The organism is Pseudomonas cavernicola (genome assembly GCF_003596405.1).
In the GTDB taxonomy this organism is placed as follows: Bacteria; Pseudomonadota; Gammaproteobacteria; order Pseudomonadales; family Pseudomonadaceae; genus Aquipseudomonas; species Aquipseudomonas cavernicola.
This window is the reverse complement of record NZ_QYUR01000006.1, coordinates 1,050,392-1,074,081: the sequence shown is the minus strand read 5'-3', so window position 1 is coordinate 1,074,081 and position 23,690 is coordinate 1,050,392. Positions and strand designations below refer to the sequence as shown.

Sequence of the window (23,690 nt, the reverse complement as noted above, 5' to 3'; positions counted from 1 at the left end):
CCGCCTGGCTTTTGCCCGCGCGGAGAGTGACAGGCTAGAAGTGATAGGTGTAAAGCACCATGGCAAAAGAATATAGCCGTACCCAACGCATCGGCGATCAGATGCAGCGCGAACTGTCGCAGCTTATCCGGCGCGAAATCAAAGACCCACGCGTAGGCTTGGTGACGATCACCGCCGTCGAGGTGAGTCGTGATGTTGGCCATGCGAAGATTTTCATCACCGTGATGGGCCAGGACAGCGCTGAAGATGTTGCACAGAATATCAAGGTGCTCAATGACGCCGCCGGCTTCCTGCGCATGCAGTTGGCGCGGGCGATGAAGCTGCGCAGCGTGCCGCAACTGCATTTCCACTACGACGAAAGCGTGATGCGCGGTGCGCACCTGTCGGCGCTGATCGAGCGGGCAGTGGCGGAGGACGGCCAGCATCCTGAGGACGACGCCAAGGTCGAGGTTAAGACCGAGGTCAAGGCCGAGTTCAAGGAGTAAAGGCGTGGCTCAGGTTAAGCGTATTCGCCGTAACGTCAGCGGCATCATCCTGCTCGACAAGCCTAAAGGCTTTAGCTCCAACGCTGCGTTACAGAAGGTGCGTTGGCTGTTGAATGCTGAGAAAGCTGGGCATACCGGTAGCCTCGATCCGCTGGCCACTGGCGTGTTACCGCTGTGCTTCGGTGAGGCGACCAAGTTCTCGCAATACTTGCTCGATGCCGATAAGGGTTATGAGACCGTCATGCAGCTGGGGGTCACGACCACCACGGCCGATGCGGAAGGCGAAGTGCTGGAGCGTCGCGAAGTGACCGTTGGTCGCGCTGATATTGAGGCGATTTTGCCCCGTTTTCGTGGAGAAATCAGTCAGATACCACCGATGTATTCGGCACTAAAGCGTGATGGACAGCCGCTCTACAAGCTGGCGCGGGCTGGTGAGGTAGTGGAGCGCGAAGCGCGTTCTGTTACTATTGCGCGCCTGGAATTGCTGGCCTGTGAGTCGGAGCAAGCGCGACTGGCAGTAGCCTGCAGCAAAGGCACCTATATCCGCACCTTGGTCGAGGATATTGGCCAAGTCCTGGGTTGTGGCGCCCACGTTGCAGAATTGCGGCGCACTCAGGCAGGTCCCTTCAGCCTGGCCCAGACGGTCAGCCTGGAAGCGTTGGAACAGGCTCATGCCGAAGGCGGTAACGAGGCGGTCGATCAGTTTCTACTGCCGTCGGACAGCGGGCTCGAGCACTGGCCGCTGTTGCAGTTCTCGGAACACAGCGCGTTTTATTGGCTGCATGGGCAGCCGGTACGTGCCCCGGATGCGCCGAAGTTCGGCATGGTACGGGTGCAGGATCACAACGGGCGCTTCATCGGTATCGGTGAAGTGAGCGAAGACGGGCGAATCGCGCCACGTCGATTGATTCGGTCAGAATGACCGAACGAGGGTGGCTGTTAATAGGCACGGTCACATCTCACTTTTAAATACGAGGATTTGTCCTCGGCCTATTGGAACTGCCTCTTTTGAAGCGGTTTCTTAACTGAGGGGAAGCCACATGGCACTCAGCGTTGAAGAAAAAGCCCAAATCGTAACTGACTACCAGCAAGCTGTAGGCGACACCGGTTCTCCGGAAGTGCAAGTTGCACTGCTGACCGCCAACATCAACAAGCTGCAAGGCCACTTCAAGGCCAACGGTAAAGACCACCACTCGCGTCGTGGCCTGATCCGTATGGTAAACCAGCGTCGTAAGCTGCTGGATTACCTGAAAGGTAAGGACACCACTCGTTACAGCGCCCTGATCGGTCGCCTGGGTCTGCGTCGCTAATACCGACGTTGCTAGAGGTTGGTTGTTTGTCGCTATTTGTTGGGCCTGCCGTTATAGGGCGCCCCGGTGAGTAGGGGCAGGCTTCCAGCCTCAAGTTTTATCTGGACAGCCCTCGGGTCCGAATCCCGTCGTTGCCCACAAATTACGCAAGACACAGATTTCCCCAAGGCAAATAGAAGGTAACAACACCGTGAACCCGGTAATCAAGAAATTCCAGTTCGGTCAATCGACCGTCACCCTCGAGACTGGCCGTATCGCCCGTCAAGCCTCCGGCGCAGTATTGGTCACCGTTGACGACGACGTCAGCGTATTGGTGACTGTGGTTGGCGCCAAGCAGGCTGACCCGAGCAAGGGCTTCTTCCCGCTCTCCGTGCATTACCAAGAAAAAACCTACGCTGCTGGCAAAATCCCAGGTGGCTTCTTCAAGCGTGAAGCGCGCCCGTCCGAGAAAGAGACGCTGACTTCGCGTCTGATCGACCGTCCGATCCGTCCGCTCTTTCCAGAAGGCTTCATGAACGAAGTGCAGGTTATCTGCACCGTCGTGTCGACCAGCAAGAAGACCGATCCGGACGTTGCTGCCATGATCGGTACCTCGGCCGCTCTGGCCATCTCCGGCATTCCGTTCGAAGGCCCGATTGGCGCCGCTCGCGTAGCCTTCCATGAAAGCACCGGTTACTTGTTGAACCCGACTTACGAGCAGCTCAAGGCTTCCAGCCTGGACATGGTCGTAGCCGGTACCGCTGACGCCGTACTGATGGTTGAATCGGAAGCTAAAGAACTGACCGAAGACCAGATGCTCGGCGCAGTGCTGTTCGCCCACGACGAGTTCCAGGCTGTGGTCAAGGCTGTTGCTGAGTTGGCTGCCGAAGTGGGCAAGCCGACTTGGGACTGGAAAGCCCAGGCCAAGAACACCGTGCTGCTCGACGCCATTCGCGCCGAGTTCGGTGAAGCGATCTCCCAGGCCTACACCCTCACCGTCAAGCACGAGCGCTATGGCCGTCTCGGCGAGTTGCGCGACCAGGTGGTTGCGAAGCTCTCCGGTGCTGAAGGTCAGCCGTCCGCTGGCGAAGTCAAAGACGCTTTCGGCGAAATCGAATACCGCACCGTGCGCGAGAATATCGTCAACGGCAAACCGCGTATCGATGGCCGCGATACCCGTACCGTGCGTCCGCTGAACATCGAAGTCGGCGTGCTGAGCAAAACCCACGGTTCGGCGCTGTTCACCCGTGGCGAAACTCAGGCCCTGGTGGTTGCGACCCTGGGTACTGCCCGTGACGCACAGCTGCTCGACACCCTCGAAGGCGAGCGCAAAGACCCCTTCATGCTGCACTACAACTTCCCTCCCTACTCGGTAGGTGAGTGCGGTCGTATGGGTGGCGCCGGTCGCCGCGAAATCGGTCACGGCCGTCTGGCTCGTCGCAGTGTGCAGGCAATGCTGCCGGCGGCTGACGTGTTCCCCTACACCATCCGCGTAGTCTCGGAAATTACCGAGTCCAACGGCTCCAGCTCCATGGCCTCCGTTTGCGGTGCTTCCCTGGCGTTGATGGACGCAGGCGTACCGATGAAGGCGCCGGTTGCCGGTATCGCCATGGGTCTGGTGAAAGAGGGCGAGAAATTCGCCATCCTCACCGACATCCTCGGTGACGAAGACCACCTCGGCGACATGGACTTCAAGGTAGCCGGTACCGCTAAAGGCGTTACTGCGCTGCAGATGGACATCAAGATCAACGGCATCACCGAAGAAATCATGGAGATCGCCCTGGGCCAAGCCCTGGAAGCTCGCCTGAACATCCTCGGTCAGATGAACCAGGTGATCGCTGAGTCGCGTACCGAGTTGTCGGCTAACGCTCCGACCATGATCGCGATGAAGATCGATCAGGACAAAATCCGCGACGTCATCGGCAAGGGCGGCGCTACCATCCGTGCTATTTGCGAAGAGACCAAGGCTTCGATCGACATCGAAGACGACGGCAGCATCAAGATCTTCGGCGAAACCAAGGAAGCTGCAGAGGCCGCGCGTCAGCGCGTACTGGGTATCACCGCGGAAGCCGAGATCGGCAAGATCTACGTCGGCAAGGTTGAACGCATCGTCGACTTCGGCGCATTCGTCAACATCCTGCCGGGCAAAGATGGCTTGGTGCACATCTCGATGCTGAGCGATCAGCGTGTCGAGAAAGTCACCGACGTGCTGAAAGAAGGTCAGGAAGTCAAAGTTCTGGTACTCGACGTGGACAACCGCGGCCGTATCAAACTGTCGATCAAAGACGTAGCGGCTGCCGAGGCTTCGGGCGTTTAATCCCGAACTTCGCTAATGCTGAGAAAGAGGGCCCTTGCGGGCCCTCTTTTTTTGCCTGGAGAATAGGCATCGCTCGCTGTACTCGACAAGGAATGCACCGTTCATGGATAAGACTCTCTGCCACTATCACCCGGCACATCCCGCCACCTGGCACTGCGTGCCCTGTCAGCGGCATTTTGGCGACTGTTGTATCCCGCTGAATGCCGACGCCCCGGATGAGACACCGACCTGCCCCTTGTGCCGGAGCAAGCTCAGCTTTCTCGGGGCGGCTAACAGTGCCCAGCCCTTCTGGGAGCGGATTCCGCGTTTTTTCGCCTATGGCCTGCAAGCCGGGCCTCTGGCGTTTAGTGCGGTATTGGCGCTGGCCAGCCTGTTTATGCCGCGTTCGATACTGCTTTGGTTCGTCCTGTTCAGCATCGCCACCAAGTATTTCTACAGCGTGATCGAGGCCAACAGTGAGGCGCAAAAGCAGGCGCCGAGCCTGCTTAGCGCTTTTGTCGGCGAGGGTTTCGGGCTGTTCTTCAAGCAGTTGGTGGTGTTCTTCCTCTCTTTCGCGACGCTTTGGCTGGCGGCCGACTTCGACAGTGAGGCGCTGTACTGGGCGGTGAATATCGGCCTGTTGTTGGTGCTGCCGGCCAGCATCATTCGCCTGGCCTTGGATAAGACCTTGAGTGCGGCGTTGAGCCCGGACGAAGTGGGGCAGGTGATCAAGGCCATGGGTTGGCGCTATCTGATCCTCTGCGCCTTTCTGTTCATCCTTTGGCAGTCGCCGAGTTGGGTGACCTACATGCTTTCCCATGGCCTGCCGCGAGTGGTACTGGTGCCGGTAGCGGCCTTCCTCTTCGGTTATTTCGGCGTGGTGATGTGCGCCATCATGGGCTATGCGGTGTTCCAGTATCAGGGGGCTCTTGGTTATGCGATTGCCGAGGAAGACAGCCAGACCGGTTTTCCGGCAGCCGAGTATCTGCGTCGCCGAGCGTTGGCCGAGGCCGAGATTCGCCTGAAGGAAGGCCAGAGTGGCCAGGCTCTGGAAACGCTGACCGCCGCACTGGCGCGTGATCCAGACGACCTCAAGTTGAATGAGCGTTTCCATCAACTGTTGTATGGCTTGAATGCCCGTGAGCGTTGTCTGCGTCACCTGGCGCACTATCTGCCGTTGGCTACGCGGATGAACCCGGCGCAAGCGGCTACCGCACTGCTCAATGCGCGCCAGTTCAAGGCGGACTTTATGCCCGAAGATGCGCTGGTTTGCGAGCGGCTGGCCGGTGCGCTACTGGATCGGCATAAGACCCGTGAAGGCCTGAGCCTGCTGCGTAATTTGCACCAACGTTTCCCCGAGTATCCCCACATCCCCCGGGCTTACCTGCTGGCGGCGCGAGGTTTTGCCGAGGGCCTGGGGCAAGTCGAGTCGGCTCAGAAGCTGCTGGTTTTTGTGCGCACGCGTTACCCGCAATCACCGCTGCTGGCGGAAGTGGCTGCACTAGAGGCGACAGTCGCCCGGCTGGCGGCTAACACCTGAACACGTAGCCGATGGCGACACACGGTTGGAGGGGTAATACCGATCGCTTAAGCGTTGGATAATCGTGCAGGAGCTGCGCAAAGCCGAAGGCGATGCCCAACAACCGGCCTGCAAGGTTGGGCGGTCAGGTTCAAACTCGAGCACGGGAGTCGCGGAGCGACTCCTTGTTGGGCATCACTGCGTTCAGCGCCAACCTACATCAGCGCCAACCTACAGTTGTCCTTAACGGTTGGAGGGGGGCCTGTTGCATTCAGCGAGCCAGGTGCTGCCGATACAGGCTCAGTTGCTGGGTCTGTTCGGCTTGCGGATAAGTGCCGTGGAGAAAACGGCTCAGCTCGGCAATGCCCTGTAGATCACCGCGCTGCCCCAGCAACTTAGCCAATTGCAGGGTCAGCGCCGGCAGTTGAGTTGGGTGTGCTTTGGCCTGGCTTAACTTGCGCCAGGCGGCTAGGGCGCGTGGGCCCTCGGTTACGCGCAACAGACGTTGCAGCAGGTGTAACTGCACGGCGGGGTGTTGCAGCATGCGCTGCTGCGGGTCGCGACTGTCGTCGGCCAAGCGCAGTAGCAGCGGCAGGCCGGCCGGTTGTTCCGGCAGGAGGAAGAATTGTTTTAGCAGGGCGCTCATCAGGGCGTTGTCCTGGCGACTCTTCGCCACTGGGTAGAGGCGCTCCAGCAACAACAACCGCCCAGGGTAACGGTTCAGCAAATCCAGCCCGCGGGGGGCGGCTTGATCCAGGGCAAAGCGTCCGATCAGTTGATCCAGCCCAGCCAACTCGCGCTTGAATGGTGCATCCGGGTCTTCTTTGTGCAGATAGGCTTCGTCGACTTTTAGCGTGCCGCCCAGGCGTGGTAACCAGACTGCGAGAAAGCCGGCGCCCATGCCACCGAGGTGGGCGTAATAGTTCACATGGTCGTCGGCGAGTAGCAGGCCATACAGCTCCTTACCCATCCACACCGGCAGAATCCACAGGGCCGGCGCGCGGAAGTAGCCGAACAGCGGGCCCAGCCAGTAGAAGAAGTTGATCCGCCGCAATCCATAGATGCCCAGATACATGCCCATCAGCCCGGAGATCGCCCCGGAGGCGCCAATCCCGGTGACCCATACCGGGTCCATGATCCACCACAGCAGGTGCGAGGCCACACCGCTGAGCAGATATAGCCCCAGGTAGACCCAGCGGCCCAGCGCGATTTCCAGGGCAAAGCCGAAGATGAACAGAAATAGCATGTTGCCGGCCAGGTGGCCGAAGTCGGCATGCAGGAACATTGCGCCGAACAGGCCTTGGACGCTGAATTTCGCTGGAATGAAGCCGAAGCGCATGTTGCTCAGTTTGTCGCGGGCAGCCTCGGCTTTTTGCCGTGCGGCCTGCCAGGCAGGATCGGCCTGATAGGCGGGGTTGTGATGCAGATTGTTTTCAAACTGCAGGTCACCGAGGATCAGCTCGGCGAGTTTCGGCCGGCGCATGGCGTCGAGGGCTTTTTGCTGGTTGAGATCGAGCCGGTGACGGGCGCTGAATGCTTCGAGAAACAAGCTGCGTTCGCGGTTGAGCAGGCCGCCATCGAGATAGGTTTTCACCGCAGTGGCTTCGCGCTCGCTATCACCGCTCTGGTAGCCGAAGTAAATCAGCACATTGAGCAGAATCAGCAGCAGGGTAATGACCGGTGGCTTTTTCCAGTCCAGCGGGTGTTCGGCGGGGAGAATCAGCATCTACAGCCTTCCTTGGCGATGGTGGGGGCTCAATTGCCGCGCTTGCTCTCGATGCTCTTCAGGCGGCCGCCTTCGAATCTGAGGAAGTACAACATACCGCCACTCCGCGGGCCATAGACCCACTCTTCCACCTCAACCTCCTGACGCCGGTTACCGGTGCGGGTCTGGGAATAACCGATGAAGTCACGGCTGGCAGGTTCGCCGCATTTGCTCAGAACTTCACTGGTGCGGTCACCTTCGCTGGCGATGCCTTTGTCACAGCGGATCGAGGCGAAGCTTTCACCGGCCAGCAGGAGCAGCGGCAGACAGAGCAGGGTAAGAGACGTTCTCATAGAAGTGGGCATCCTGTCCTAAGGGTGAGGCAGCCTAGCATTGGCCGCTAAGAACCTGTTCAATATTTGCTGCGCTTGGCCATGCTGCGTTGAAAACAGGCTCGGAATGCTCATTTACCACTCGTAAACTCCGCTTCCTCGCCTGTTTGACTCGCTACGCTCGCCCTGCGGGCCAGCCTTCGGCTGTTACTCCGCTTCGCTGCGTTGCGCCTTGCTTGACCTGCGCTCGCGACGATCTTGAACAGGTTCTAAGGCCTGTCAGTTGCCGCGCTTACTCTCGATCTTGACCAGGCGGTTGCCTTCGAAACGCAGGTAGTTGTACATGCCGTTGCGCGGGCCGTAGGCCCATTCCTCGATCTGCACTTCGCTGCGTTCGCCGTAGTAGCCGACGATCACACGGTAGCCAATGAAGTCGCGGCTGAGCGGTTCGCCACATTTGTTCTGCACCTCGCCGGTGTGATCGTCGAGGCTGACCAGGTCGCTGCCACAGCGCAGAGTGGAGGCGGAGGAGACGGGGCCGGTCAAGAGAAGAAACGACAGGCCAAGCATGGCGGGGGCTTTCACGGGGTAATCCGAAGCAGATGCGGTGGGATCAGCCTACACCCGTGTTGGTGAGCTGTCAGTTGCGCGGGATCACGTTAGGGTTCAGGCGATTGCCTGCAAGGGAGCGGCGGTTGTGCAGGCGGTCTTTCGGCCCATACGGTAGCTCTTCGATGTTGAAGGCCAGCGTTGCTGGTCGTCGAGCCAAGCACCTGACCTGCCCAGCACAGGGTTTCGTCCTGAGCTGGGCAGGGCAGAGGCATCCGCGGCTGCGGACTTATTCGCTATCCAGGTGGAGCGGTGAGGCCACGCGACCGTCGGTTCCCGATTCGCCGAGGCTGACGTCGAGCAAATAAATACGTTCGTCCGCCAGCCCGCCTTGACTCACCAGATAGTCCTTGATGCTAGCTGCACGCGCCTGGCCCAGTTGGCGCAGCAGCAGTTCACTTTTGCCCCAGGAGTCAAGGACGCCTTCGCGCAGTTTGGCGCTGCGCTCATCGTCGTCCAGCTCGGTCCATTCGGCCGGTGGTTGCTGTTTCAGGCGGCTGCGGTAGATGCCTTCCAGCATCGGCGCTTGTTCATCTTCAGGCACTTCCAGTTGACTGGCCTCGGCCGGCACCTTGTCGCCGCGGCGCTGCAGAATCTTGTAGTAAATGCTTTGGTATTCGCGCTGTAGACGCTGTTGGGCCAGCAAGGGGCCGTCACTGCTGGCGGCACTCATGCCCTCTACTTCCAGGCGCAGGTTCGGGCGTTCTTTGAGGGCGGCCGAGAGCGTGCTCAGGGCACTCTGGGCGCCGCTGTCCAACGCGTTACTGCCTGCGGCGAACTGCACGGTACTGAGGTCGACTTCGCCGCCGCCGACCAGTCCGGCGATGAACTTGAATGGCGCCTGTACGGCACGCAACACCAGATTGCGCAGGGTTTGCCAGACAATCGGCATCACGCTGAACTGTGGGTTGTTGAGATCGCCGGAGACCGGTAGCTCGATCTCGATCTTGCCTTCCGAGTCCTTCAGCAGTGCGACGGCCAGGCGTATCGGCAGATCGACGGCGTCCGGGCTGTCGACCTGTTCGCCGAGCTGCAGTTTCTCAACGACCAGTTTGTTTTCGGCGGTCAACTGGCCTTTCTCGATGCGGTAATGCAGATCCAGATTGATCCGCCCTTTGCGGATGCGATAACCGGCGAACTTGCCGGAATAGGGCGTCAGCGTGGTCAGCTCGACATGTTTGAAGCTGGTGGTCAGATCGAGGCTATCCAGCGGGTCGAAGGGGTTCAGGCTGCCGAGAATGCTGACCGGTGCATAACGGTCGACCTTGCCTTTGATGTCGACTTTCGCCGGCTTCGGGTTGCGGCTGTCAAGGCTGCCAATACGGCCGTTCAGTTGCTGGATCGCGGTGGCGAAGTTGGGCGTCAGGCTGAAGTCGGCGAAGTTGGCCGAGCCTTCATTGATGCTTATTTCGCCGATGTGGATGCCCAGCGGCTTGCCGGCCGCTGCCGGTTTGGCTTGGGGATCGGCTGGCTGTGGGATGAGCAGATCGCTGACGTTGGTGGTGCGATCCTCGTTGATCATAAAGCGTGCATAGGGCTGGGCCAGGCTGACCTTGGCGACCGCCAGGCTGTCGCCATGCTGGTAGTTCAGGCCGTCGAGCACCAACTGCTGCCATTTGACGAAGTCGCGCTCTTTAAGGGTGTCGAGGGTGTGCAGTTGGTTGACTTCGGCGCGCCCGGCGACGCTAAAGGCCAGCGGCTCGGTGCTCTTCAGGTCGACGGCGAGATCGCTGCCGAGCAGGCCGCTGCGCAACTCCAGGTGCACGAACGGTTCCAGGTAGGCCTGGGCCACGCGCAGGTCGATGTCTTGGGTGGCAACCTGCAACTGGGCACTGATCGGGCTCAGGTTAACCTGGCCGGCCACGTTGAGCTTGCCCTGTTTGCCGAGGCCGGTATCGAGTTTGAGGGTGAAAGGCGACTGATTGAGGCTGTCGAAGTTCTGCAGATCGAAGTTGAGTGGGCCGACCTCCAGCACTACAGGCTGTTTCGGCTGGCGGTCCGTCAGATGGATTTGGTAGCCGCGCAACTGGGTATCGCGCAACAGTACTTGCCAGGGTTTGCTTGGTTCGACTGGGGCTTTGGGTGGCTCTACCGCGGTGGCTGGCGCCGACGCGTTGGCGGCGACTTGCGTAGCGGGTTTCTCGGCCGCAGCCGCGGGTGCTTCAGTCGTAGGCGCCGGCGTGGCTTTGCTGGGAGCCGGTTGCGGTTGTGGCGGTTGGTGGGAGGCGAACAGCTTTTGCCAGTCCAGCTCGCCATCCTTCTCGCGGGCGGCCCAGGTTTCCAGGTTCTGACTGCGGATCTTGCCGACGATAACTTGCTGTTTAACCAGGTCTACCGAGGTTTCGCTGACTTCCAAGCGCTCCAGGCGTACCAGCGGACGGCCATCCGGCGCCTTGATGGCGAGCGGCGCGATGGTGGCGGAGGTGTTATTCAGCAATAGCTCGGTGCTTTTGCTCAGATCCAGCGTGTAGTCGGTGGAGAGGTTGATGACGCCATTCTCCAATACCAAGGGCACGGCGTCGCGGACATAGGGCCAGAAGGCTTTCATTTTGCCTTCGGTGATCTTCAATTGGCCGCTGGAGGTGATGGGCGTCAGGCTGACCTGACCGCTCCAGTCGATGCGCCCACCGTGTGGGCCTTTGGCGACTAGGCTCATCTCGGAGTTGTCGTCCGGCAGGGTGCTGAGTTTTTTCAGTTCCAGATTGAGCGAGTCGTAGACGAACTCGACTGGCTCGCTCGGGCGCAGGTCGGCAAAGTGCAGGCCGCCTTCGATCAGTTGCAGGTGATCGATACGCAGCGGGAAAGGCTCGCTCGGTGCTTCCTCGGCCGGCGGCTCAGGGCTCTCCGGCAGTTTGAACAGCTGCGCCAGATTGAGCGTACCGTCCTTGGCGAACAGGACCTCGGTGTGGGACTTCTCCAGCTCGACATCCGCCAGGTGCAGCGCTCCGCTCCACAGGCTGTCCAGTTGCAGGTTGGCGTACAGCCGCTCGAAGGCCACCTGGTCAGCACCCGACTCGCCCAGATGCAGGCCCCAGAGGGTCAATTCGAGGCTGAAGGGGTTGAGTTCCAAACGCTCAAGCTTGGCCGGCACAGTGGCGAGTTCGGCCAACTGTTGATTGGCGATACGCAGGGCTACGCCTGGGAGGATCAGGAAGCCGAGGAGGCTATAGAGGGTGAAGGCAATCAGCAGGGCGCCACCGGCGCGTTTCAATCCTTTGGGCATGGCGAGACTTCATCTTTCCTGGCAAGAAGTGTTTTGGAGTATGGCACGGGCTTTGGGTTCCGAGCGCGATCTGCGTCGTTTCCTAGAGCTGAAGAATCAGAGTTTTCAGCGGTGGGCGGCCGTCGGCCGAGGGAAAGTCGGTGGCGGGCGCCAGCACCTGGCAGTCGCGCACCGGCCGGCCAAGCTTGTTGGCGCAGCGCAGCACCTGCTCGCGCCAATCTTCCAGGGCCACCTTCGCCAGATTGTTGCAGCAAATCAGCACGCCATCCTCGGCAGTGGTCAGTAACGCGGGTTTCAGCAAGCTCTGGTAGTCACGCAGCAGGTCGACAGTGCCGAAGGCGCTTTTGGCCCAGGCCGGCGGGTCGAGCAGTACCAGATCGAACTGACGTTGTTCCAGGCGCAGGTAGCTCGGCAGTTTTTGCCCGCGACGCTGGGCGATGGGTAGCCCCGCCAACTGGCGGATGGCCGGGAAATAGTCGGACTGGATAAATTCCATCGCTAACAGCTCGGGATTGAGTGCGGCGTTCTCGCGGCCGACCGTCAGATTGCCCTCGGCGAAATCCAGATTCCACACCTCGCGGGCGCCACCGGCTGCCGCACACAGACCTACGCCACAGGTGTAGGCGAACAGGTTAAGCACGCTTTTGCCCGCGCTGTGGGCTTTCACCCAGCCCCGCGCATTGCGCAGGTCGAGAAACAGCAGCGGGTCTTGACCGGCATGGCGGCCACGCACGCGATACTTCAGCCCCCATTCGTGGCCGATCAGGTCTTCCAGGGCGGCTGCGCTGGCTTGGTAAACCGTGTCGCTGCGATCGATACGGGAGTTGCCGCGTGAGCGGTCGTTATAGACCAGCAAGGTCTCAAGGCCGAGCCGAGCATTGATGGTCGCGTGTAGCTCCAGCAGGGCTGCGTTTTCCAGTGTGGTATGGAAGCTCTGCACCATCAGTTGCGGGCCGTAGCGGTCGATAGTCAGGCCGGAAGCACCTTCCTGGCTGCCGTGGAACAACCGGTAGCAGTCAGTGCCTTGAGCATGCAGTTCGGCTAACAGAGGCTGGCGAGTGTCGAGGGCGGCGCGCAGCGCCTGGTTCAAAAGGGGCATGCGCAGCGCCTTGGACTGGGCGGGGCAGTTTATCAGGCGAGGGCTGGACCTGCGCAGTTGCTCCACAGGGGGGCAATGAAACGCCTTGCAGGTTTCGATAGATTCGCAGAGGCGAGAGTCGGTGTTTCCCTCACCCCCCGCTCCTACAGGTTTCGATAGCCTCGCCGAGGCGCGTTACTCGCGTTCGATCGCCAGTGCCACGCCCTGACCGCCGCCGATGCACAGGGTTGCCAGACCTTTCTTGGCGTCACGTTTGATCATCTCGTGCAGCAGGGTCACCAGCACCCGGCAGCCGGAGGCGCCGATGGGGTGGCCGAGGGCGATGGCGCCGCCATTGACGTTGACCTTGCTGGTATCCCAGCCGAGTTCTTTACCAACCGACAGGGATTGCGCGGCGAAGGCTTCGTTGGCTTCGATCAAGTCCAACTGCTCTAGCGTCCAACCGGCCTTCTCCAGGCAGCGCTTGGTTGCCGAGACCGGGCCGATGCCCATGATCGCCGGGTCGACACCGGCATTGGCGTAACCGGCGATGCGCGCCAGTACCGGCAAACCGAGGGCTTTGGCTTTTGCCGCACTCATCAGTATTACGGCGGCGGCGCCGTCGTTGAGGCTGGAAGCATTACCGGCGGTGACGCTGCCGTCTTTCTTGAAGGCCGGTTTCAATTTGCCCAGCGATTCGGTCGTGGTGCCTGCCCGCGGCTGCTCGTCGGTAGCGAAGGCCAGTGGCTCACCTTTGCGCTGGGGAATCAGGATCGGGGTGATTTCCTGGGTGAAGCGCCCGGCTTCGATGGCAGCCACGGCTTTCTGCTGCGAGGCGGCGGCGAAGGCGTCCTGTTCTTCACGGCTGATAGCGTATTTTTCCACCAGATTTTCCGCGGTGATGCCCATGTGGTAGTCGTTGAAGGCATCCCACAGGCCGTCGGTGATCATAGTGTCGATGATTTGCGAGTGGCCCATGCGCAGGCCAGTGCGGGCGCCAGGCATAACGTAGGGGGCGAGGCTCATGTTCTCCTGGCCGCCAGCGATGATCACCTCGGCGTCGCCGCAACGGATCGCCTGGGCGCCCAGGTGCAGGGCTTTCAGGCCGGAGCCGCAGACTTTGTTCAGCGTCAGTGCGGGGACCGCATGGGGCAGACCGGCTTTGATCGCGGCCTGACGCGCCGGGTTTTGTCCGGCGCCGGCGGTCAGCACTTGGCCGAAGATCACTTCGTCCACTTGCGCGCCATCCAGACCGGTCTGCTCGAGCAGGCTGCGGATCACTGCCGCACCCAGATCGACGGCAGGAATGCTCGCCAGCGAACCTTGAAAGCTGCCAACGGCGGTACGGGTGGCGGCGACGATAACGACTTCTTGCATGGCGCAGTTCCTCACGAATATTGGGCGCGGCAAGCCGCGGCGGGCGGTTATGGTGGCACAGTGGCTTTGCTTGCGGCCAGATCTTGAGCCGAACGGTCGTTCAGCGCAGCGGTGGCAAGCCCCAGGCGCCGACGCGCGCGGTGCACGGAGCCGTTGCGCACCGCCCAGCGCAGTAGAGGTGCAGTGCGTCTGACGCAGCTGCGAATCAAGCGGCGCTGCAGGGGGCTTAGGCGCAGGCTGAGCATCTGTGCGGCCCAGTCCGGCAAGAGGTCGGCGCCAGCGTGCAGCATCAGAACGCCGAATGGCTTGGCCAGGGCGCTCGGTGCCGGGGCATTGAACAGGACGCGGAGGATTTCCTCGCTGCGTTGATCACAGAGTAATTGCGGGCGTACCTGTTCGAGGTAGTCGGTGACCTCTTGGCGTGAGCGCGGCACCCCCTGCGCGCCCAGACGCTCGGCGATCAACGCGATCTCGGCGTAGTAGGCATCCTGATCGGCTCCGGACAGCTGTGGATTGCAGTAACGCAGATGAGCAGCGAGAAAGCTGCTGACTTCGGCGACATGCACCCAGGTCAGCAGCGCCGGATCGTTGGCCGCATAAGGGCGGCCGTCCGTCGCGGTACCCGTCACGTGCAGGTGGATGTTGCGCACCTTGTCGATCAGCCAATTGGCGTCCTGGGTCGAGCCGTAGGTGGTGCCGGAGATGAATTGTCCGGTGCGGCGCAGGCGGCCGAGCAGGTCTTCACGGAAGTTGGAGTGATCCCAGACTCCAGCCAGCGCCAGGGGATGCAGCGCCTGCAACATCAGCGCGCTGATGCCGCCGATCAGCATGCTGGTGAAGTCGCCATGCACTTGCCAGCAGATAGCCTCGGGGCCAAACAGGCCAGGGTCGCCTTGGGGTTTTTCGAAGTCAATCTGGCCGAGGGCCAGCCCGGTGAGGCCGAGAACCTGGCTTTCGATACGGCTGCGGAGGAATTCCATAAGCGTGATTCGGTGTTTCCTTCATCCCTCTCCTGAGGGGGGACAAGCCGTAGGCTGGGTAGAGCCCGTCCGGGCGAAACCCAGCTTGTAGCTAACTGCCGGGTTTCGCTGCGCTCTACCCAGCCTACGGGTTACGGAGCGTTGTCGTTTCAACGATTCAGACGCTTGTCGATCAGGCTGTCGACCACGGATGGGTCGGCCAGGGTCGAGGTGTCGCCGAGGTTGTCCAGCTCGTTGCAGGCGATCTTGCGCAGGATGCGCCGCATGATCTTGCCCGAGCGAGTCTTCGGCAGGACGGGTGCCCACTGGATCAGTTCCGGCCGGGCGAAGCCGCCGATCTCCTTGCTGACCAGCGCGAGTAGCTCTGTCTTCAGGGCCTCGTTCGCTTCAATGCCGTTCATCAGGGTGACAAAGGCGTAGATACCCTGGCCTTTGATGTCATGCGGGTAACCGACCACCGCGGCCTCGGCCACGGCATCGTGCAGCACCAGGGCGCTTTCCACTTCGGCGGTGCCGATGCGGTGGCCGGAGACGTTGATCACGTCGTCGATGCGGCCGGTGATCCAGTAGTCGCCATCCTCATCGCGGCGCGCGCCGTCACCGGTGAAGTAGTAACCAGGGTAAGGCTTGAAGTAGGTGTCGATCATCCGCTGGTGATCGCCGTAAACGCTGCGAATCTGGCTTGGCCAACTGGCCTTGATCGCCAGTACGCCAGAGCCGGCACCGTGGATTTCCTTACCTTGTTCGTCCAGCAGGGCTGGCTGCACGCCGAAGAACGGCTTGCTCGCCGAACCGGGTTTGAGCACGCTGGCGCCGGGCAGCGGGGTGATCATGATGCTGCCGGTTTCGGTCTGCCACCAGGTGTCGACGATCGGGCAGCGGCGCTCGCCGACCACATTGAAGTACCACTCCCAGGCTTCCGGGTTGATCGGCTCGCCGACGCTGCCGAGCAGGCGCAGGCTGCTGCGCGAGGTTTTCTGTACCGGGCCTTCGCCCTCGCGCATCAGCGCGCGCAGCGCGGTCGGCGCGGTGTAGAAGATATTCACCTGATGCTTGTCGATCACTTGCCAGAAACGCGAGCTGTCCGGGTAGTTCGGTACGCCTTCGAACACCAGGGTGGTCGCGCCGTTGGCCAGCGGGCCGTAGACGATGTAGCTGTGGCCGGTGACCCAGCCGATGTCGGCCGTGCACCAATAGACATCGCCATCGTGGTAGTCGAACACATACTTGTGGGTCATGGCGGCCATCAGCAGGTAGCCGCCGGTCGTGTGCAGCACGCCTTTCGGTTTCCCGGTGGAGCCCGAGGTATAGAGGATGAACAGCGGGTCCTCGGCGTCCATCGGCTCGGGCGGGCAGTCGTCGTTGGTGCCGTGCAGTGCCTCGTGGTACCAGAGGTCGCGGCCTGTGACCCAGTCGATCTCGCCCTGGGTGCGTTCGACCACTATCACCGTGGAAACCTCCGGGCAGCTCAGCAGCGCCTTGTCGACATTCTGCTTGAGGCCGATGTATTTGCCGCCGCGCACACCTTCATCGGCGGTGATCACGGTGCGGCAGTCGGCATCGAGGATGCGATCACGCAGGGCGTCCGGGGAAAAGCCGCCGAACACTACCGAGTGCACAGCGCCGATCCGGGCACAGGCGAGCATGGCATAGGCCGCTTCCGGCACCATCGGCATGTAGATGCAGACCCGGTCGCCCTTCTGCACGCCGCGGCTTTTCAGCACGTTGGCCAGGCGGCAGACGTTGTGATGGAGTTTCTTGTAGGTGATATGGGCCGACTCGGCCGGGTTGTCGCCTTCCCAGATGATCGCGATCTGCTCGCCACGTTGTTCCAGATGGCGGTCGATGCAGTTGTAGCTGACGTTCAGCTTGCCGTCCTTGAACCACGTGGCCTGACCTTGCTTCAGGTCACCGTGATGCACGCTGTGCCAAGGCTTGAACCAGTCGAGGAAGGCAGTTGCCTGTTCGGCCCAAAAAATATCGGGGTGTTCGATGGACTGCTGGTACAGGCGCTGATAGTCGTCGCTGCTCAGCAGGGCGCGTTTGCGCACGGCATCGGCGACGGGGTGAGTGGTGATGTCGAACATGGCGGGTCCTTTTTGTTGTGATGCCGCAATGCTCATAAGGGTGCACCCAGGGCGCTGCTTGGTTCAAGTGCTTCACCGCCTGCCGTTAGTGCGAAAGCGGCTGTGGATACTCCAATTGCAGTGTGTCGATTGCTCGAGGCGGGCGCGGCATCCTTGAAGCGCATGGCCGAGAAAGCCGGCTTCGGCTCGGAATACAACCTGCGGCGGGCTTTCGTTATGGGGCTGAAAGTTACCCCTAGCGAGTACCGCTTGCGCTTTTGCCGCTAGCAGCTGGCGCTGTAATGGGTTCAGACAGCACGAAGCCGGCGAGGGGATACCCGGCCGGCTTCGTTTGCTTGCGCGAGGCTTGAGCGTTAGCCGCGATGACGGCCGCGGAAGTAGTCGATCAAACCTTGGGTGGAGGCATCCTCGGCCGGTTGCTCGTTACCGCCGGTCAGGCGCTGATAGACGCCTTTACCCAGCTCCTTACCCAGCTCCACACCCCATTGGTCGAAGGCGTTGATGCCCCAGAGCACACTCTGCACGAACACTTTGTGTTCGTAGAGTGCCACCAGCGCGCCTAGGCGACGCGGGCTGATGCGCTCCATGGCCAGGGTATTGCTTGGGCGGTTACCGGGGATCACTTTGTGCGGCGCCAGGCGCTGCACTTCGTCCTCGGGCACGCCCTTGGCAAGCAGCTCGCTCTCCGCCTCGTCGCGGGTCTTGCCGAGCATCAACGCCTGGCTCTGCGACAGGCAGTTGGCATACAGCCATTGATGATGATCGGCGACCGGGTTGTAGCTGACCACGGGCACGATAAAGTCCGCCGGAATCAGCTGGGTGCCTTGGTGCAGCAACTGGTGGTAGGCGTGTTGGCCGTTACAGCCGACCCCACCCCAGATCACCGGGCCGGTATCGCAGGTCACCGGGCTGCCGTCCTGGCGCACGCTCTTGCCATTGGACTCCATGTCCAGCTGTTGCAGATGCTTGGTGATGTTTCGCAGGTAATGGTCGTAGGGCAGGATGGCGTGACTTTGCGCGCCCCAGAAGTTGCCGTACCAGACCCCAAGCAGCGCCAGCAGTACCGGCATGTTGCGTTCGAAGGGCGCGGTCTGGAAGTGCTGGTCCATGCTGTAGGCGCCGGACAGCAGCTCCTTGAAGTTGGACATGCCGATGGCCAGGGCGATTGGCAGACCGATCGCCGACCACAGCGAGTAACGGCCACCGACCCAGTCCCACATCGGGAAGATGTTCTCTTCGCGGATACCGAAGGCAATCGCCGCCTCACGGTTGCTGGATACCGCGATGAAGTGCCGATACAGCTCACCCTCCGAGCCGCCCTGAGCCAGATACCAGCTGCGTGCGGCCTGGGCGTTCTTCAGGGTTTCCAGGGTGTTGAACGATTTCGACGAGACGATAAACAGGGTGGTTTCGGCGCGCAGACTTTCCGACAGTTCGTGGAATTCGCTGCCATCGATATTCGCCAGGTAATGGCAGCGCACGCCCTGTTGAGCGAACGGCAGCAACGCCTCGGAGACCAGTTGCGGGCCGAGGAATGAGCCACCGATGCCGATATTCACCACATCGGTGATTGGCTTCTCTGTGTAGCCACGCCACAAGCCGTTGTGGATACGCACCACCAGTTCGGTCATCTGGTTGAGCACGCGGTGGACTTCGGGCATCACATTGACGCCGTTGACCGCCAGGCGTTCACCGACTGGCCGGCGCAGCGCCGTGTGCAGGGCCGGACGGCCTTCCGAGGCGTTGACCAGCTCGCCGTCGAACAGCGCGCGAATGGCCTGCTCCAGGCCCGCTTCGCGCGCCAGGCCGACCAGCAAGTCGCGAGTCTGCGTGTTGATCAGGTTTTTCGAGTAGTCGAGGAAGAGGCCGCAGCTGCTCAGGGAGAACTGGCTGAAGCGCTGGGCGTCGGCATTGAATGCCTCGCGCATGCTGAAGTCCTGCATGGCTTCGCGATGCTGGCTCAGCGCCTGCCAGGCGGGCAGGGTAGTAACGTCGAGCGGGTGTTGGTAATACGCCATGGCCTGGAACTTCCTTCTAACGTGGACAACCTTTGAACACTAAAAAGCCCGGAGTGTTCCGGGCTTTCAGTTTAGCGGTTCTGGTTTTAAGCGACCTGCACCGGAATAGCGTTACTGGTATGGCTGAGTTCATTGCCGGGGGCCATATACAGCATGCGCGGCTTGAAGCTGGCCAGTTCGGCTTCGCTATAGTGCGCGTAGGCGCAGATGATCACGCGGTCGCCGACTTTGGCTTTGTGCGCCGCCGCGCCGTTCACCGAGATGATCCGCGAACCTTCCTCGCCACGGATGGCGTAGGTGGTGAAGCGCTCACCGTTGTCGACGTTGTAGATCTGAATTTGTTCGTATTCGCGGATGCCGGAAAGGTCCAGCCACTCACCGTCGATGGCACAGGAGCCTTCGTAATCAAGCACCGCGTGAGTGACTTCGGCGCGGTGCAGTTTGGCCTTGAGCATGATGGCGTGCATGGTGGTTTCCTTAGCGGGGCCAGAAACGGCGGCTGAGTTTGCCCGAACCCTGATGGGCGATCAAGGCCGCGGGCGGCAAGGTTTCAGGCGAGTTCTTCGAGGTCGAACACGAGGTTGTCGATCAGTCGGGTGTTGCCAATAAACGCCGCGGCGAGAATCACCAGATGACGATCGTTGGCCTCGGCTTGGCGCAGGTTGTCGGCTTTGCGGATTTCCAGATAGTCGGGGCGCAACCCTGCGCGTTCCAGCTCGTCTTTACCTTGCTCAATCAGTTTGGCGAAGTCGCGCTCGCCGGCCTTGATCGCCGTAGCCATCTGCTTCAGACAGCGATAAATCGCCGGTGCCGCCGCGCGCTGAGTGTCGTCCAGATAACCGTTGCGCGAAGACAGGGCCAGACCGTCCTCGGCCCGCACAGTCGGCTCAGCAATGATCTGGATCGGCATATTCAGGTCGCGCACCAAGGTGCGAATCACCGCCAGTTGCTGGTAGTCCTTCTGACCGAACACCGCCAGATCCGGCTGCACCATATGGAACAGCTTGGTCACCACCGTGGCGACGCCGTCGAAATGGCCTGGCCGACTGCCGCCGCAGAGGCCTTCGGAGACGCCGGAAACGTGGACCAGCGTTTGCCCGGCCATGCCGTCGGGATACATTTCCTCAACGCTGGGGGCGAACAGCAGGTGGCAGCCGGCTTGGATCAGTTTCTCCTGATCCGCGGCGAGGGTGCGCGGGTAGCTCGCGAGGTCTTCTTTCGGGCCAAATTGCAATGGGTTGACGAAGATGCTCGCGACCACGAAGTCGACGCGCTGAGCGGCCTTCTCCACCAGCGCTGCGTGGCCGGCGTGCAGATTGCCCATGGTCGGCACCAGGCCGATGTCTTTGCCTTCCGCGCGGGCTTGGGCGACTGCGGCGCGCAGTTCGCGGACGGTGGTAACCGTGTTCATGCAGAGAATCCGTGTTCGGCGGCGGGGAATGATTGGTCTTTGACGGCCTGGACGTAGGCGGCGAGGGCTGCCGAGATGCTTGGTTGGCCGTCCATAAAGTTTTTCACGAACTTTGCTGTGCGGCCGGTCAGGGACAGGCCGAGCATGTCGTGCAGAACCAGCACCTGACCGTCGGTGGCACTACCAGCGCCTATGCCGATCACTGGAATCTTCACCGCCTGGGTGATTTCTGCGGCCAGCTCACTGGGTACGCATTCCAGCAGCAGCATGGCCGCACCGGCTTGCTCCAGGGCCATGGCGTCGCAGCGCAGCTGGCGCGCCTGGGCTTCGCCGCGACCTTGCACCTTATAGCCGCCGAGGATATTTACTGCTTGTGGGGTCAGGCCCAGGTGCGCGCACACCGGCACACCGCGCTCGGCCAACTGGCGGATCGGCTCGGCCAGCCAGGCGGCGCCTTCCAGCTTGACCATATGCGCACCCGCCTGCATCAGGACGGCAGAGTTGTGCAGCGCCTGTTCCGTGGTGGCGTAGGCCATGAAGGGCAGGTCGGCAAGAATCAGTGCGCCCTGATTGCCGCGTTTGACGCTGGCAACGTGGTAGGCCATATCGGCAATGCTAACCGGCAAGGTGCTGTCGTGGCCTTGCAGAACCATGCCGAGGGAATCGCCTACCAACAGTACTTCGACTCCGGCCTGGCAAGCGGCCTGGGCGAAGGTGGCGTCATAGCAGGTGAGCATGGCGATTTTCGCGCCGCTCTGCTTGAGGCTTTGTAGGGTGGTCAGGGTAACGTCAGGCATCACAATCGTCCTCTTGGCGCCTCGCGCGCATCGGTGCGGGGCAACGGGACGCCTATAGTCCTGATGGGGCGGGGTGAAGTCAATTGCAGGTGTTACCGAGTTGTTACTGGCGTTACCGCCATAGTCACTGTGGCTTAAAGGCGCTCCAGACCCTCGCACGGGCAGGCGCTAAGCAGTTCGCTGAGCCGCCGGCCATCCGCCAGTTGCAGCTCTGGAGCAAGCTCCGCCAATGGGTAGAGGACAAACGGCCGGGCGTGCATATGGTAGTGCGGTACTTTGAGCCTGGGTTCGTCGAGCAGGCGCTGACCAAACAGCAAAATATCCAGATCCAGTGTGCGTGGCCCCCAGCGCTCCGCTTTGCGCTGCCGACCCTGGTTCAGCTCGATGGCTTGCAGGGCGTCGAGTAGCTCCAGCGGCGTAAGCGTGGTGTCCAGTGCGGCCACGGCATTGACATAGCGCGGTTGCTCGGGCGGGCCGAGCGGGTCGCTGACATAGAATGACGAGACATCCACCAGCTGCGACTGCGGTATTTGTGCCAGCGCGTTGAGGGCGCCGCGCAGCTGCTCGAGCGGCTCGGCCAGATTACTGCCGAGGCCTATATACACCCGCTCCATCATTCGCCCACAGAGTTCGGTGCGCCGTCGCTACGCGGCCCACGCCGGCGGTTACCACCACGCCGACGTTTACGCGGGGCGCCGCTACTTTCTTCCTGGTTGCTGTTGAGGTCGCGGATCATGCTGCGGCGCTCGCTATCGCTGCAATCCTGATAATCCGTCCACCAGTCGCCAAGGCCGCCAGTTTTCTCGCCGGCGCTTTCGCGCAGCAAGAGGAAGTCGTAACCGGCACGGAAGCGTGGGTTTTCCAGCAGCAAGTCGGCGCGCTTGCCACTGCGGCGTGGCAGGCGTTCCTGCATATCCCAGATTTCGCGGATCGGAATGGTGAAGCGTTTCGGCACGGCAATCCGCTGGCATTGCTCGCTGATCAGCTCATGGGCGGCTTCCTGCATGGCCGGGATCGGCGGCATGCCGCGATCCTGCAATTGCGCCACGCGGGCGGGTAGCGCGGGCCAGAGTAGGGCGGCGAAAAGGAATGCCGGGGTTACCGGCTTGCCCTGCTGGATACGCAGGTCGGTGTTGGCCAGCGCCTGGCTGATCAGACTGTGGGCGTAGTCGGGGTTGCGCTTGAGCGCGGCGGCACTGGCCGGGAACAGTGGGGCGAACAGGTCGTACTCGAGCAACAGCTCAAAGGTGTGTTCGGCATAGCCAGCGAGAAACAGCTTGAGCACTTCATCGAACAGCCGCGCCGAGGGGATTTCCCGCAGCATCGCGGCTAGGCGCGGGATCGGGGCGGCGCTGTGCTTCTCGATGTCGAAGTCCAGCTTGGCGGCGAAGCGCACAGCGCGCAGCATGCGTACCGGGTCTTCCTGGTAGCGCTGTTCGGGGTCGCCAATCAGGCGGATCAAGCGGTTACGAATATCGTGTACGCCGCGGGCGTAATCGAGGATGTGCTCGCCGGTAACGTCGTAGTACAGCGCGTTGATGGTGAAGTCACGGCGCTGGGCGTCGTCCTCCAGGCTGCCATAGACATTGTCACGGAGGATGCGGCCGCTCTCATTGCGCGAAGACAGGTTGCTGTCTTCATCGTCTTCGCTCTGCGGATGATTGGCGCGGAAGGTCGCGACTTCAATGATCTCGCGGCCGAAATGCACGTGCACCAATTTAAAGCGACGACCGATCACCCGCGCGTTGCGGAACTCGGCCCGTACTTGCTCGGGCGTGGCGCTGGTGGCGACGTCGAAATCCTTAGGCTCGATGTCCAGCAGTAGATCGCGTACGCAACCACCGACCAAGTAGGCCTGATAACCGGCGTTTTGCAGGCGTTCAACGACGCTGACCGCGTAGCGGCTGATTTGCCCGCGACGCAACGGATGCTGGCTATTGGTCAGCACTTCAGGGGTGCTGCGCGGGTGTTTGGCGCGGCGCAGGGGGGAACGCAAAGACTGGAACAGCTTTTTCAGCATGGGATGCACTGTTTGACGGAATGGTCGGCCAGAATAGGAAATGACCGCATGATAGGCGCGGATTCTAGCATTGAGTCGGGGGATGGTGTAGGAAGCTGCGGATGGCTGTCAAAGCTGGAGCTGTTAGAGCTCTGGAGGACAAAGCTACTGGGGGAGCCGAAGCTCCCCCCCAAGTAGGTGCGTGCTTTGTTTTTATTATTATATCGGGCTTGTTGTTTTTGTTGATTTGCCCGTTCCGTCGGCCTAGTGGCTTCAGGAATAACCCCCAATTTGGGAGTCAATAGCAAACGGATTGCTTTGGATGCTGATATAGCCATGATCATGTGATCCAACCAGTTCAGGCTCTGCCTTGGGGCAGTTTTGTTATTCTCGGCCTGGTTGTGGGGCAAGCCCCAAAGGCAAGTCCTCTCCAAAAGAATCAGTTAGCTGCGCCTCCCGCGGTATTGTTTTTGTTGTGCTGGAGT

19 protein-coding genes are annotated in these 23,690 nt (G+C 61.2%); 5 read left to right on the top strand and 14 right to left on the bottom strand.

Annotated features, from left to right (window positions below; translation table 11 throughout):
- Positions 1 to 59: 59 nt before the first annotated feature.
- From rbfA to D3879_RS21165, 5 genes are all read left to right on the top strand, one after another.
- Positions 60 to 485 carry a 30S ribosome-binding factor RbfA gene (gene rbfA, locus D3879_RS21185; RefSeq protein WP_119956191.1) on the top strand — a complete coding sequence of 142 codons (426 nt, stop codon included), beginning with the start codon at positions 60 to 62 and terminating at the stop codon, positions 483 to 485.
- Positions 486 to 489: 4 nt separating this feature from the next.
- Positions 490 to 1,407, top strand: coding sequence for a tRNA pseudouridine(55) synthase TruB (gene truB, locus D3879_RS21180; RefSeq protein ID WP_119956190.1), 918 nt, complete (start codon positions 490 to 492; stop codon positions 1,405 to 1,407).
- Between the two features lie 118 nt (positions 1,408 to 1,525).
- Positions 1,526 to 1,795: a 30S ribosomal protein S15 gene (gene rpsO, locus D3879_RS21175; protein ID WP_119137890.1), complete on the top strand. Its 270-nt coding sequence runs from the start codon at positions 1,526 to 1,528 to the stop codon at positions 1,793 to 1,795.
- Positions 1,796 to 1,985: 190 nt separating this feature from the next.
- A complete protein-coding gene (gene pnp / locus D3879_RS21170) occupies positions 1,986 to 4,091 on the top strand; it encodes a polyribonucleotide nucleotidyltransferase (protein ID WP_119956189.1) in 2,106 nt (701 codons plus the stop codon).
- A gap of 103 nt (positions 4,092 to 4,194) precedes the next feature.
- Positions 4,195 to 5,610 (top strand): tetratricopeptide repeat protein, encoded by a 1,416-nt coding sequence (locus tag D3879_RS21165; protein WP_119956188.1) that lies wholly within the window; start codon positions 4,195 to 4,197, stop codon positions 5,608 to 5,610.
- Positions 5,611 to 5,860: 250 nt separating this feature from the next.
- Here the strand turns inward: D3879_RS21165 and D3879_RS21160 are convergent, their stop codons facing one another.
- The 14 genes from D3879_RS21160 to D3879_RS21090 all read right to left on the bottom strand — a co-directional run bounded on the left by D3879_RS21160 (position 5,861) and on the right by D3879_RS21090 (position 23,226).
- A complete protein-coding gene (locus D3879_RS21160; protein WP_119956187.1) occupies positions 5,861 to 7,315 on the bottom strand; it encodes a rhomboid family intramembrane serine protease in 1,455 nt (484 codons plus the stop codon).
- A 29-nt stretch (positions 7,316 to 7,344) separates the two neighbouring features.
- Positions 7,345 to 7,647 carry a DUF2845 domain-containing protein gene (locus D3879_RS21155; RefSeq protein ID WP_119956186.1) on the bottom strand — a complete coding sequence of 101 codons (303 nt, stop codon included), beginning with the start codon at positions 7,645 to 7,647 and terminating at the stop codon, positions 7,345 to 7,347.
- 258 nt (positions 7,648 to 7,905) lie between these two features.
- Entirely contained in the window at positions 7,906 to 8,211 is a 306-nt protein-coding gene (locus tag D3879_RS21150) for a DUF2845 domain-containing protein (protein WP_238474289.1), read from the bottom strand.
- A 253-nt stretch (positions 8,212 to 8,464) separates the two neighbouring features.
- Positions 8,465 to 11,458 carry a DUF748 domain-containing protein gene (locus D3879_RS21145; protein WP_119956184.1) on the bottom strand — a complete coding sequence of 998 codons (2,994 nt, stop codon included), beginning with the start codon at positions 11,456 to 11,458 and terminating at the stop codon, positions 8,465 to 8,467.
- Between the two features lie 82 nt (positions 11,459 to 11,540).
- Positions 11,541 to 12,557: a class I SAM-dependent rRNA methyltransferase gene (locus tag D3879_RS21140; RefSeq protein WP_119956183.1), complete on the bottom strand. Its 1,017-nt coding sequence runs from the start codon at positions 12,555 to 12,557 to the stop codon at positions 11,541 to 11,543.
- A gap of 174 nt (positions 12,558 to 12,731) precedes the next feature.
- Positions 12,732 to 13,913: an acetyl-CoA C-acetyltransferase gene (locus D3879_RS21135; RefSeq protein WP_119956182.1), complete on the bottom strand. Its 1,182-nt coding sequence runs from the start codon at positions 13,911 to 13,913 to the stop codon at positions 12,732 to 12,734.
- Between the two features lie 47 nt (positions 13,914 to 13,960).
- Complete coding sequence (locus D3879_RS21130) at positions 13,961 to 14,893, bottom strand: oxygenase MpaB family protein (protein WP_119956181.1); 933 nt, start codon at positions 14,891 to 14,893, stop codon at positions 13,961 to 13,963.
- A 149-nt stretch (positions 14,894 to 15,042) separates the two neighbouring features.
- Positions 15,043 to 16,980, bottom strand: coding sequence for an acetate--CoA ligase (acs, locus tag D3879_RS21125; RefSeq protein ID WP_119956180.1), 1,938 nt, complete (start codon positions 16,978 to 16,980; stop codon positions 15,043 to 15,045).
- Between the two features lie 353 nt (positions 16,981 to 17,333).
- Positions 17,334 to 18,998: a glucose-6-phosphate isomerase gene (pgi, locus tag D3879_RS21115; RefSeq protein ID WP_119956179.1), complete on the bottom strand. Its 1,665-nt coding sequence runs from the start codon at positions 18,996 to 18,998 to the stop codon at positions 17,334 to 17,336.
- An 86-nt stretch (positions 18,999 to 19,084) separates the two neighbouring features.
- Positions 19,085 to 19,465, bottom strand: a complete 381-nt coding sequence (gene panD / locus D3879_RS21110; protein ID WP_119956178.1) for an aspartate 1-decarboxylase — start codon at positions 19,463 to 19,465, stop codon at positions 19,085 to 19,087.
- An 83-nt stretch (positions 19,466 to 19,548) separates the two neighbouring features.
- Complete coding sequence (gene panC, locus D3879_RS21105) at positions 19,549 to 20,409, bottom strand: pantoate--beta-alanine ligase (protein WP_119956177.1); 861 nt, start codon at positions 20,407 to 20,409, stop codon at positions 19,549 to 19,551.
- On the bottom strand, positions 20,406 to 21,206 hold the full coding sequence (panB, locus tag D3879_RS21100; RefSeq protein WP_119956176.1) for a 3-methyl-2-oxobutanoate hydroxymethyltransferase: 801 nt from the start codon (positions 21,204 to 21,206) through the stop codon (positions 20,406 to 20,408). The genes panC and panB overlap by 4 nt, the downstream gene beginning before the upstream one ends.
- Positions 21,207 to 21,340: 134 nt before the next feature.
- Positions 21,341 to 21,820, bottom strand: a complete 480-nt coding sequence (gene folK / locus D3879_RS21095; protein ID WP_119956175.1) for a 2-amino-4-hydroxy-6-hydroxymethyldihydropteridine diphosphokinase — start codon at positions 21,818 to 21,820, stop codon at positions 21,341 to 21,343.
- Positions 21,820 to 23,226, bottom strand: a complete 1,407-nt coding sequence (locus tag D3879_RS21090; protein ID WP_119956174.1) for a polynucleotide adenylyltransferase PcnB — start codon at positions 23,224 to 23,226, stop codon at positions 21,820 to 21,822. The genes folK and D3879_RS21090 overlap by 1 nt, the downstream gene beginning before the upstream one ends.
- Positions 23,227 to 23,690: the final 464 nt, after the last annotated feature.

Bases quoted from the DNA above. Each gene is read 5' to 3' on its own strand.
- D3879_RS21135 (WP_119956182.1), bottom strand. From the start codon at position 13,913: ATGCAAGAAGTCGTTATCGTCGCCGCCACCCGTACCGCCGTTGGCAGC.
- D3879_RS21145 (WP_119956184.1), bottom strand. From the start codon at position 11,458: ATGCCCAAAGGATTGAAACGCGCCGGTGGCGCCCTGCTGATTGCCTTC.
- D3879_RS21165 (WP_119956188.1), top strand. From the start codon at position 4,195: ATGGATAAGACTCTCTGCCACTATCACCCGGCACATCCCGCCACCTGG.
- pgi (WP_119956179.1), bottom strand. From the start codon at position 18,998: ATGGCGTATTACCAACACCCGCTCGACGTTACTACCCTGCCCGCCTGG.
- panB (WP_119956176.1), bottom strand. From the start codon at position 21,206: ATGCCTGACGTTACCCTGACCACCCTACAAAGCCTCAAGCAGAGCGGC.
- panD (WP_119956178.1), bottom strand. From the start codon at position 19,465: ATGCACGCCATCATGCTCAAGGCCAAACTGCACCGCGCCGAAGTCACT.
- D3879_RS21160 (WP_119956187.1), bottom strand. From the start codon at position 7,315: ATGCTGATTCTCCCCGCCGAACACCCGCTGGACTGGAAAAAGCCACCG.
- D3879_RS21140 (WP_119956183.1), bottom strand. From the start codon at position 12,557: ATGCCCCTTTTGAACCAGGCGCTGCGCGCCGCCCTCGACACTCGCCAG.
- panC (WP_119956177.1), bottom strand. From the start codon at position 20,409: ATGAACACGGTTACCACCGTCCGCGAACTGCGCGCCGCAGTCGCCCAA.
- D3879_RS21155 (WP_119956186.1), bottom strand. From the start codon at position 7,647: ATGAGAACGTCTCTTACCCTGCTCTGTCTGCCGCTGCTCCTGCTGGCC.
- D3879_RS21090 (WP_119956174.1), bottom strand. From the start codon at position 23,226: ATGCTGAAAAAGCTGTTCCAGTCTTTGCGTTCCCCCCTGCGCCGCGCC.
- D3879_RS21130 (WP_119956181.1), bottom strand. From the start codon at position 14,893: ATGGAATTCCTCCGCAGCCGTATCGAAAGCCAGGTTCTCGGCCTCACC.
- acs (WP_119956180.1), bottom strand. From the start codon at position 16,980: ATGTTCGACATCACCACTCACCCCGTCGCCGATGCCGTGCGCAAACGC.
- rpsO (WP_119137890.1), top strand. From the start codon at position 1,526: ATGGCACTCAGCGTTGAAGAAAAAGCCCAAATCGTAACTGACTACCAG.
- folK (WP_119956175.1), bottom strand. From the start codon at position 21,820: ATGGAGCGGGTGTATATAGGCCTCGGCAGTAATCTGGCCGAGCCGCTC.
- rbfA (WP_119956191.1), top strand. From the start codon at position 60: ATGGCAAAAGAATATAGCCGTACCCAACGCATCGGCGATCAGATGCAG.